7 protein-coding genes are annotated in these 8,906 nt (G+C 68.9%); 4 read left to right on the forward strand and 3 right to left on the reverse strand.

Translation table 11 applies throughout. The features are described from left to right. Positions 1-105: 105 nt before the first annotated feature. Entirely contained in the window at positions 106-1,575 is a 1,470-nt protein-coding gene (locus tag Q0326_RS03475; protein WP_298687145.1) for a leucyl aminopeptidase, read from the reverse strand. Between the two features lie 195 nt (positions 1,576-1,770). Here Q0326_RS03475 and lptD point away from each other — a divergent pair, with 195 nt between their 5' ends. The 4 genes from lptD to rsmA all read left to right on the forward strand — a co-directional run bounded on the left by lptD (position 1,771) and on the right by rsmA (position 7,446). Then, entirely contained in the window at positions 1,771-4,122 is a 2,352-nt protein-coding gene (gene lptD, locus Q0326_RS03480; RefSeq protein WP_298687147.1) for an LPS assembly protein LptD, read from the forward strand. A gap of 152 nt (positions 4,123-4,274) precedes the next feature. Then, a complete protein-coding gene (locus tag Q0326_RS03485) occupies positions 4,275-5,597 on the forward strand; it encodes a peptidylprolyl isomerase (RefSeq protein ID WP_298687158.1) in 1,323 nt (440 codons plus the stop codon). Next, the gene (gene pdxA / locus Q0326_RS03490) at positions 5,594-6,595 is read left to right on the forward strand and encodes a 4-hydroxythreonine-4-phosphate dehydrogenase PdxA (protein WP_298687149.1); all 1,002 of its coding nucleotides are present in this window, start codon (positions 5,594-5,596) and stop codon (positions 6,593-6,595) included. Before Q0326_RS03485 ends, pdxA begins: the two co-directional genes overlap by 4 nt. Continuing rightward, positions 6,592-7,446, forward strand: a complete 855-nt coding sequence (gene rsmA / locus Q0326_RS03495) for a 16S rRNA (adenine(1518)-N(6)/adenine(1519)-N(6))-dimethyltransferase RsmA (protein WP_298687151.1) — start codon at positions 6,592-6,594, stop codon at positions 7,444-7,446. Before pdxA ends, rsmA begins: the two co-directional genes overlap by 4 nt. 79 nt (positions 7,447-7,525) lie before the next feature. On the opposite strand, the gene Q0326_RS03500 is transcribed toward rsmA, so the two are convergent. Together Q0326_RS03500 and Q0326_RS03505 are read right to left on the reverse strand one after the other, a co-directional pair. Then, on the reverse strand, positions 7,526-8,068 hold the full coding sequence (locus tag Q0326_RS03500) for a hypothetical protein (protein WP_298687154.1): 543 nt from the start codon (positions 8,066-8,068) through the stop codon (positions 7,526-7,528). 32 nt (positions 8,069-8,100) lie between these two features. Continuing rightward, a partial coding sequence (locus Q0326_RS03505; protein WP_298687156.1) for an RsmB/NOP family class I SAM-dependent RNA methyltransferase occupies positions 8,101-8,906 on the reverse strand: 806 nt, incomplete at its 5' end.

The following is an 8,906-nucleotide window of genomic DNA, read 5'->3' on the forward strand; positions in this document are numbered from 1 at the left end:
TTCGCGGGCGACGGACGGATCCCGCGCCGCGCCCCACCCCACATATCGGCCGCAGCGCGCGCCACGGGCGGCGAACCTCGGCCCCGGCGTTCGCCGGGGATCAGGTCAGCGCTCGAGATTGTCCGCGACGAAGCGGTCGAGCAGGCGCACGCCGTAGCCGGTCGCGCCCTTGTCATATGTCGCGCCGGGCTTGGCCGACCAGGCCATGCCCGCGATATCGAGATGCGCCCAGGTCACGCCGTCCTCGACATAGCGCTTGAGGAACTGCGCGGCGGTGATCGATCCGGCCGGGCGCGGTCCGACATTCTTCATGTCCGCAATCGGCGAGTCGATCAGCTTGTCGTAGCTGTCGGACATCGGGAAGCGCCACAGCTTGTCGCCAACCGCGAGCCCGGCGGCGGTCAACTGCCCGGCGAGCGCCTCGTCGTTGGCGAACAGGCCGCCATGCTCGTGGCCGAGCGCCACGATCATCGCGCCGGTCAGCGTCGCCAGGTCGACGATCGTTTTGACGCCATGCGTGCGCTGCACCCAGGTGATCGCGTCGCACAGCACGAGCCGCCCTTCCGCGTCGGTGTTGATCACCTCGATCGTCTGGCCCGACATCGACGTCACGACGTCGCCGGGACGCTGGGCATTGCCGTCAGGCATGTTCTCGACGAGGCCGCAGACCCCGATGATATGCGCCTTGGCCTTGCGCCCGGCGAGCGCGAGCATCGCGCCGGCGACCGCCCCTGCCCCGCCCATGTCCCACTTCATGTCTTCCATGCCCGCGGCAGGCTTGATCGAGATGCCGCCGGTATCGAAGGTGACGCCCTTGCCGACGAACGCGATCGGCGCGGTATCCGCCCCGCGCCAGCGCATCACGAGCAGCTGCGCCTCGCGCCGCGAACCCTGCGACACGCCAAGCAGTGCGCCCATGCCGAGCTTGGCCATCTCGGCCTCGCCGAGCACCTCGATCTCGACGCCCGCGGCGCTGAGCGGCCCGCGCACGCGCTCGACGAAACTTTGCGGGTAGATGATGTTGGCAGGCTCGGTGACCAGCTCGCGGGTCAGGAAGATGCCGTCGGCGATCGCCTTAAGCGAGGCCCAGCCGGCCTCGGCGCCCGCACCGGCACCGACAATCACGATCTCCGTCAGGCTCGGCTTCTGCGTGGGCTTGAGCGTGGTATGATAGACATCGTAGCGCCAGCTCCGCAGCAAAGCGCCAAAGGCGAGCCGGGCGGCGCGATCGCCCGCGGCGCTATGGCCGCTGAAATCGACCACCAGCGTCTGCTCGCCCGACAGCAGCAGCTTGGCGACGAGCGCCCCGCCGGCGCGTTCGTAGGCCGCATCCGAATCCGCGGCGCCCAGGCCGACCAGCACGACACGGCGGGCCTCGCCACCCTCGGACACGAACAGATCGGCGGTCGACGCGGCATCGCCGTCGAAGCGGAGGCCGACGGCGGCGCGGCGGACGAATTCGACGCTGTCGGCCGGCAGCGCGGCCAGTCGCGCCGCATCGAGCGCCCCCGATGTCATCGGCAGGGCAAGGACATAAGCACCTTCGGGGCGGCGGTCGGCGAAACGCACGTTCATCGGATCAGGGAACCTCCACGGCGCCGGGAACCGCGCCTGATTGCGCATATGGCAAGCGGAGCCGGCCGGCGCCAGTCCTACGCTCGTCGCATCGGTGCGTCGCGGCGATTGCGGAGTGAGCACGGCAGTGCGATAGGCCCGCAAAAGCGATGCCGAACGGGCACCGGGGGACGCGTGCATTTCAACAGCTCGACATTGACGTCGCGACTCGCGCTCGCCACCGCGCTTCCGCTCGTCCTGGCCGCGCTTGCCGCACCGGCATCCGCGCAGTCGACGCCGTTTCAGTCGGCCGATCCGGGTACGGCGGGCATGGCGACGGAAAGCGCCGGTATCGCAGCATCGGTGCCGGGGCTCGGCAAGCGCGACGACGGCCGCCCCGCGCTGGTTGACCCGGTAACCCCGAACATGACCGTCGCAGGCGTCGAGACGCCGCTGGGCGACAACGAAGCCGCGTTCACCGCGAAGACGCTCGATTACGATTATAAGGCGCATCAGGTCACCGCGGTCGGCGACGTGCGGATGGTCCGTCAGGGCAATCGCCTGCGCGCCGACAAGGTGATCTGGAATCGCGACACCGACGAGGTCCACGCGATCGGCAATGTCGCGATCGCCAATCCGCAGGGCGACGTCTCCTATGGCGACGACGTCGTACTGACCAACGCGATGAAGGACGGCGTCGTCGAGGACATGCTGCTCGTGCTCGAGAATGGCGGGCGGATGGCGGCGACCAAGGGCGTGCGCAAGGACGGCGTCTATACGCTGACGCGGGCCTCCTACACGCCGTGCGACGTCACCACGAGCAAGGGCTGTCCCAAGAATCCGATCTGGAAGATCACCGCGCTACGGGTCATCTACGATCCGGCCAAGCACCGGCTGTCCTATCGCGACGCGCGCCTCACCTTCCTCGGCATTCCCTTCGCCTGGCTGCCGATCTTCTCGCATCCCGACGGCACCGGCCAGGGCGGCTCGTCGGGGCTGCTGGTACCCAACATCACCTACAACAAGCGCAACGGGATGCTCTACGCGCAGCCCTATTACCGCCAGTTCGCGCCCAATCGCGACCTGACCGTGACGCCCTATCTGTTCACCGGCGTTGCCCCGATGATGGAGGCGGAATATCGCTCGCTCGGCCCCAAGGGCGCGTGGCGCGTGCAGGGCTATCTCACCGACAGCCAGCAATCGACAAACAATGTCGACAGCGGCTCGCACCATGTCCGCGGCTATTTCGAGGCCAATGGCACGTTCCAGCTCGGCCCCGACTGGACGCTGAGCGGCTCGTTGCGCGCGGTCACCGACAAGACCTTCCTGCAGCGCTACGATCTCAATTACGATGACCGGCTGCGGTCGTCGATCAAGGCCGAACGGATCGACTCCGACAGCTATCTGTCGATCGCCGGCTGGGAATTCGAGACGCTGGTGCCCGGCGCCAACCAGTCTGCTCAGCCGATCGCCATCCCCGCGATCGACTATCGCCTGCGCGTGCCCGAACATGTGCTGGATGGCACCTTCACCTTCCAGGCCAACACGCTCGGCATCACGCGCACGCAGGGCGAGGACATGCAGCGTGCGTTCGTCTCGGCGCAGTGGGAGAAATGGTTTCTCACCCCGCTCGGCCAGCAGGTGACCTTCACCGCGCTCGGCCGCGGCGACGTCTACCACAGTTCGGACAATGCCGACACGTCGACGGTGATCTACCAGGGCCTGCCGGGCTGGCAGGGTCGCGTGATCGCCGCCGCCGCGGTCGACGTGCGCTGGCCGTTCGTCGGCGAGATGTTCGGCGGCACGCAGACGCTGACCCCGCGCGTCCAGATCGTCGCCAGCCCCAAGACGCGCAACCTCGATATCCCCAACGAGGATTCGCGCGCGATCGATCTCGACGACACCAATTTGTTCGCGATCAACCGCTTCCCCGGCTACGACCGCTGGGAGGACGGGACGCGCATCACCTACGGTGCCGAATATACGCTCGATGTGCCGCATTTCTCGTTACGCTCGCAGATCGGCGAGAGCTACCGGCTGGGCAACCGGTCCGACATCCTGCCCGACGGCACCGGCCTGTCCGACAAGCTCTCCGACATCGTCGCGCGCGCGACCGTGCGCTATGGCAGCTTCGTCACGGTCACCGAACGCCTCAGGCTCGACCACTCGACCTTCGCCATGCGCAGCAACGAGCTCGATGCGACGCTCGGCAGCCGGCAGACCTATCTCGAAGTCGGCTTTCTCGATCTCAACCGCCATATCAGCCCGATGATCGAGGATCTGCGCGATCATGAGGAGGTGCGGCTGGGTGCCCGGCTCACGATCGGCAAGCGCTGGTCGCTCTATGGCTCGACGACGCTCGATCTGACCGGCAACGAGGACGACCCGACGCTCGATCCCGAATTCACCCAGGACGTCGATCCGGTCGAGTCCCGCGTCGGCATCGACTATTCGGACGACTGCTTCGAGCTCAGCGTCAATTGGCGCCGCGACTATACCTCGATCGGCGACGCGCGGCGCGGCAGCACGATCCAGTTCCGGCTGGTATTGAAGAACCTCGGTCGCTAAAGCCAGGGTTCATCGAGGACATGCGAAATGCCCGCCGAACACCGCGCGAGCAGCGCGGGAGACGGGGCGCGACGCCGGCGGACACTGAGGACAGCGTGATTTCGACATCGAGGATCTTCAAATCGCGCCTCGGCGCGCTGTGCCTGGCGACGATGCTGGCGATGGGCGGCGGTAGCTATGCGCTGGCGCAGCAGGCCGACAGCCCGGATGCGACGCCGGATGCAGGCGCGATCGACACGCCGCTCAACCTGCCCAACGACGTCAAGGTCTTCGGCAAGTTCGATCCCAAGCTCCGCAAGGCGACAGCGATCGTCAACGGCTTCATCATCACCGACACCGACGTCGACCAGCGCCTCAACCTGGTCCTCGCCGCCAATGGCCAGCAGGTCGGTGCCGACGAGCTCGACCGGCTGCGGTTGCAGGTGCTCCGCAACCTGATCGACGAGACGCTCGAGATCCAAGAAGCCAAGTCGAACGACGTCACCATCGGCAAGGACGACATCGACACCACCTTCGCGCGCGTCGGCAGCCAGTTCAAATATACGCCGGCGCAATTCTCGGACTTCCTCAAGGCGAAGGGCGCCTCCGCCGGTTCGCTGCGACGTCAGATCGAGGGTGAGCTCGCCTGGCAGCGCGTGCTCGACCGCAAGGTGCAACCGTTCATCAACGTCGGCGACGACGAGGTGAAGCAGGTCATCGCGCGGCTCAATGCGTCGAAGGGCGCCAAGGAATATCATGTCGGCGAGATCTTCCTCTCGGCGACGCCGTCGACCGACGCGCAGGTCCACGCCAATGCCGACAAGATCATGGACCAGCTCCGCAAGGGCGGCAGCTTCGTCGCCTATGCGCGGCAATATTCGGAAGCCTCGACGGGCGCGGTTGGCGGCGATCTCGGCTGGGTCCGCGCCGAGCAGCTGCCCGACTCGATCGCGCAGATCCTGCCCGAAATGCACGCCGGCACGATCAGCCCGCCGGTCGCCGTCCCGGGCGGCTATTCGATCATCGCGGTGCAGGACACGCGCCAGGTGCTCACCGCCGATCCGCGCGATGCGCTGCTCAGCCTCAAGCAGATGACGATCACCTTCCCCAAGGGCACGACGCAGGCGGTCGCCTCGCCGCGCGTCGCGGCGCTCGCGGAAGCCACGCAGAAGATGGCAGGCTGCGGCGCGGTCAAGGATGTCGCGGCCAAGTTCGGCGCCGACGTCGTCGAGAACGACAATATCAAGATCCGCGATCTGCCGCCCGCGCTTCAGGGCCAGCTCGCGGCCCTGTCGCTCGGCCAGTCGACGACGCCGTTCGGTTCGGTCGAGGATGGCGTGCGCGTGCTCGTCCTGTGCGGTCGCGACGATCCGCAGACCGCCAACGCGCCGTCGTTCGATGCGATCTACAGCCAGATGGAGCAGGCGCGAGTCGACCAGCGCGCCCGCCGCTACCTGCGCGACCTTCGCCGTGACGCGGTGATCGAATACCGATGAGCGGCACTGTCCAGCCGATCGCCGTCTCGATCGGCGATCCGGCCGGAATAGGCCCCGAGGTGCTGGCGAAGAGCTGGGCACGGCGCGAAGCGGAGCGGCTGTCGCCCTTCTTCGCGATCGGCGACCGGCGATCGATCGCGGCGGTGTGGGACGGCCCGCTGCGGCGGATCGGCGCACCCGACGAGGCGGTCGCCTGCTTCGCAGAGGCGCTTCCGATCATGGAGGTCGAGGACGCCGGCGAGATCGTCCCGGGCGAGCCCAATATGCCCGGCGCGCGCTGCGCAATCGCCAGTCTCGAGATCGCGGTCGGCCTCGCGCGCGAAAATGCGGTGTCGGCGATCGTCACCGGCCCCGTCGCCAAGGCGGCGCTCTATGCCGCGGGCTTCACCCATTCGGGGCAGACCGAGTTCGTCGCCGAACGCTGCGGCGTCGCCCCCGGCAATGTCGCGATGATGCTGGCAGGCCCGAGCCTGCGCACGGTGTGCGTGACGACGCATGTCCCGCTGTCCGAGGTCGCCGGCATGCTCACCGTCGAGCTGATCGTCGCGCGTGCGCGCGTCACCGCCCGTGGGCTGCAGCGCGACTTCGGCATCGCCCAGCCGCGGATCGCGCTCGCCGGTTTCAACCCGCATGCCGGCGAGAGCGGCGCGCTGGGCCGCGAGGAGATCGACATCCTCATTCCCGCGCTCGAGCAGCTGCGCGAGGAGGGTATCGACATCGTCGGGCCGCTCGCCGCCGATACGATGTTCCATCCCCGCGCCCGCGCGCGGTACGATGCGGCGCTGTGCACCTATCATGACCAGGCGCTGATCCCGCTCAAGACGCTGCATTTCGACGAAGGCGTCAACATGACCCTCGGGCTGCCGATCATCCGCGTCGCGCCCGACCATGGCACCGCCTTCGCGATCGCAGGCCATAATATTGCCGAGCCGGGCGCGACGATCGCCGCGATCCGCATGGCCGGGGAGTGCGCCGAGCGCCGCGCGCGCACCGTGTGAGCGGTCTCTCCGATCTGCCGCCGCTGCGCGAGGTGATCGCGCGCCATGGTCTTGCCGCCTCAAAGGCACTCGGCCAGAATTTCCTGCTCGACCCGCAATTGCTCGACCGGATCGCACGCGTCGCGGGCGATCTTACGGGTCAGCGAGTCTATGAGGTCGGCCCCGGCCCCGGCGGGCTGACCCGGGCGCTGCTGCGTGCGGGCGCCGAGGTGGTCGCGGTCGAGCGCGACCGTCGTTGCCTGCCCGCGCTCGCCGAACTGGCCGACGCGGCGGACGGGCGGTTGCGCGTGATCGAGGGCGACGCGATGGCGATCGACGCGGCCGCCGAGGCCGGAGACGGCGCGCACATCGTCGCGAATCTGCCGTACAACGTCGGCACCGCGCTGCTGGTCCGCTGGCTCGAGCCCGACAAATGGCCGCCGTGGTGGGCCTCGCTCAGCCTGATGTTCCAGAAGGAGGTCGCCGAGCGCATCGTCGCCAAGCCGGGCAGCGATCCTTTCGGCCGGCTGTCGGTGCTCGCGCAGTGGCGCTGCCAGGCGACGCTGGCGCTGGGCGTCCATCGCTCGGCGTTCGTGCCGCCGCCCAAGGTGATGTCCGCCGTGGTGCATATCGTGCCCCGCGCGATGCCCGCGGGAGTCGATCCGGCGACGCTGTCGGCGCTGACCGCGGCGGCCTTCGGGCAGCGCCGCAAGATGCTGCGGCAGAGTCTCAAGGGCGTGGCGGGTGCGCTCGATGCGCTATCGACGCTGGGGATTGCGAGCGATCGCCGCCCTGAAACGCTGTCGGTCGACGAGTTCGTCGCGGTGGCGACGCTGCTGTCGCCCGAGGCGCCCTCGTCATCCCGGACTTGATCCGGGATCCGGAGCCGCAAACGACGACGCCCGAAGCCCTGGATCCCGGGTCAAGCCCGGGATGACGTCTGGAAGGACGTCAATTCTTTCCTGTCGTCGGCGCGGTCGCGGTGGTCTCCTGGCCCTTGGGGGGCACCTTGTCCGTCGCCGCGGCGGTCTGGACGAGCGGCGGCGGGCCCTTGGCGATCGCCACGGCGAGACTCGTCGAGGCCGGGCAGTCACCCTTGCACAGCGTCTTGATCCGCGCGAGCGTCTCCTTGGCGCGATCGACCGCGCCGCGCTGGACGAGCGCATTGCCCTCGCCGCTCAGCGCGGTGACGTCGTTGGGCTCGAGCAGCAGCGCGTCCTTGTAATAGCGGATCGCCTTGCCGGGCAGCATCTGCGCCTGCGCGACATGGCCGAGCGCCACGAACGCCGCGCGGTTGCGCGGATCGGCGGCGACCGCGGTCTCGAGCGCGTCGTTGGCGGCGGCGACATTGCCCGCCGCCAGCGCCGCCTCGCCGCGCTGCTGGAAGGCGCGCGATGTCGGGGCGATCTGATCGTCGGGCTTCTGGCCGAGACCGCTGCTGGAGATGGCGAGAAGGCCGAGGGCGGCAGCCGCGGCGACAGGCAGGAAACGCATCAAACTCTCCGGCAACCGATCTTGCGACCCTGTTAGCACGGCGCCTTGAGCCTCGCGACGAAAAAGCCGTCGGTGCCGTCGTCGATCGGGGTGAGTCGGAGCCCCGGCCCATGCGCACGGCCGGCGGGCAGCGCGATCGGTTCGGCGACCCAGCCGGGATGGCGCGCGAGGAAGGCGGCGACCTGCCCCGCCCCCTCCTCGTCGAGCAGCGAGCAGACGATGTGGACCAGCGTCCCGCCCGGCCGGACCAGAGTCGCGCCGACGTCGAGCAGCCGCGCCTGCAGCGTCACTAGCCGCTCGATCCGCGCGGGGGTCAGCCGCCAGCGCGCCTCGGGATTGCGGCGCCACGTGCCGGTGCCCGAACAGGGGGCGTCGATCACGACGAGGTCGGCGGCGGCGAGACTGTCGGCGAACGCGTCGCCCTCGCGATTGCCGTCGAGCAGCCGTGTCTCGACGATGGTGACGCCGGCGCGGTAGGCGCGCGGCGCGAGCCGCGACAGCCGCGCGCGATCGGTGTCGCTGGCGACGATCCGCCCGCGATCGTCCATCGCCGCCGCCAGCCCCAGCGTCTTGCCGCCCGCCCCCGCGCACAGGTCGATCACGGTCATGCCGGGTTTCGCCGCACAGGCGAGCGTGACGAGCTGGCTGCCCTCGTCCTGCACCTCGATTGCGCCGGCCTCCCATTCGGGCAACGGCTCGACCTGCGTGCCCTCGGGCAAGCGCAGGCCGTCGGGGGCATGCGGGGTCGGCTGCGCGCCTTCGATATGGATGTCGTCGCGTAGGGCCTTGAGGCGGTTGACGCGCAGGTCGAGCGGGGCACGATCGGCGAGGCCGAGCC

This window comes from uncultured Sphingomonas sp. (assembly GCF_937859915.1).
Lineage (GTDB): Bacteria > Pseudomonadota > Alphaproteobacteria > Sphingomonadales > Sphingomonadaceae > Solisphingomonas.

What these genes read in the sequence shown, in the direction of transcription:
- Q0326_RS03475 (WP_298687145.1), bottom strand. Translation starts at nt 1,575, where the DNA reads ATGAACGTGCGTTTCGCCGACCGCCGCCCCGAAGGTGCTTATGTCCTT.
- Q0326_RS03485 (WP_298687158.1), top strand. Translation starts at nt 4,275, where the DNA reads ATGCTGGCGATGGGCGGCGGTAGCTATGCGCTGGCGCAGCAGGCCGAC.
- pdxA (WP_298687149.1), top strand. Translation starts at nt 5,594, where the DNA reads ATGAGCGGCACTGTCCAGCCGATCGCCGTCTCGATCGGCGATCCGGCC.
- Q0326_RS03500 (WP_298687154.1), bottom strand. Translation starts at nt 8,068, where the DNA reads ATGCGTTTCCTGCCTGTCGCCGCGGCTGCCGCCCTCGGCCTTCTCGCC.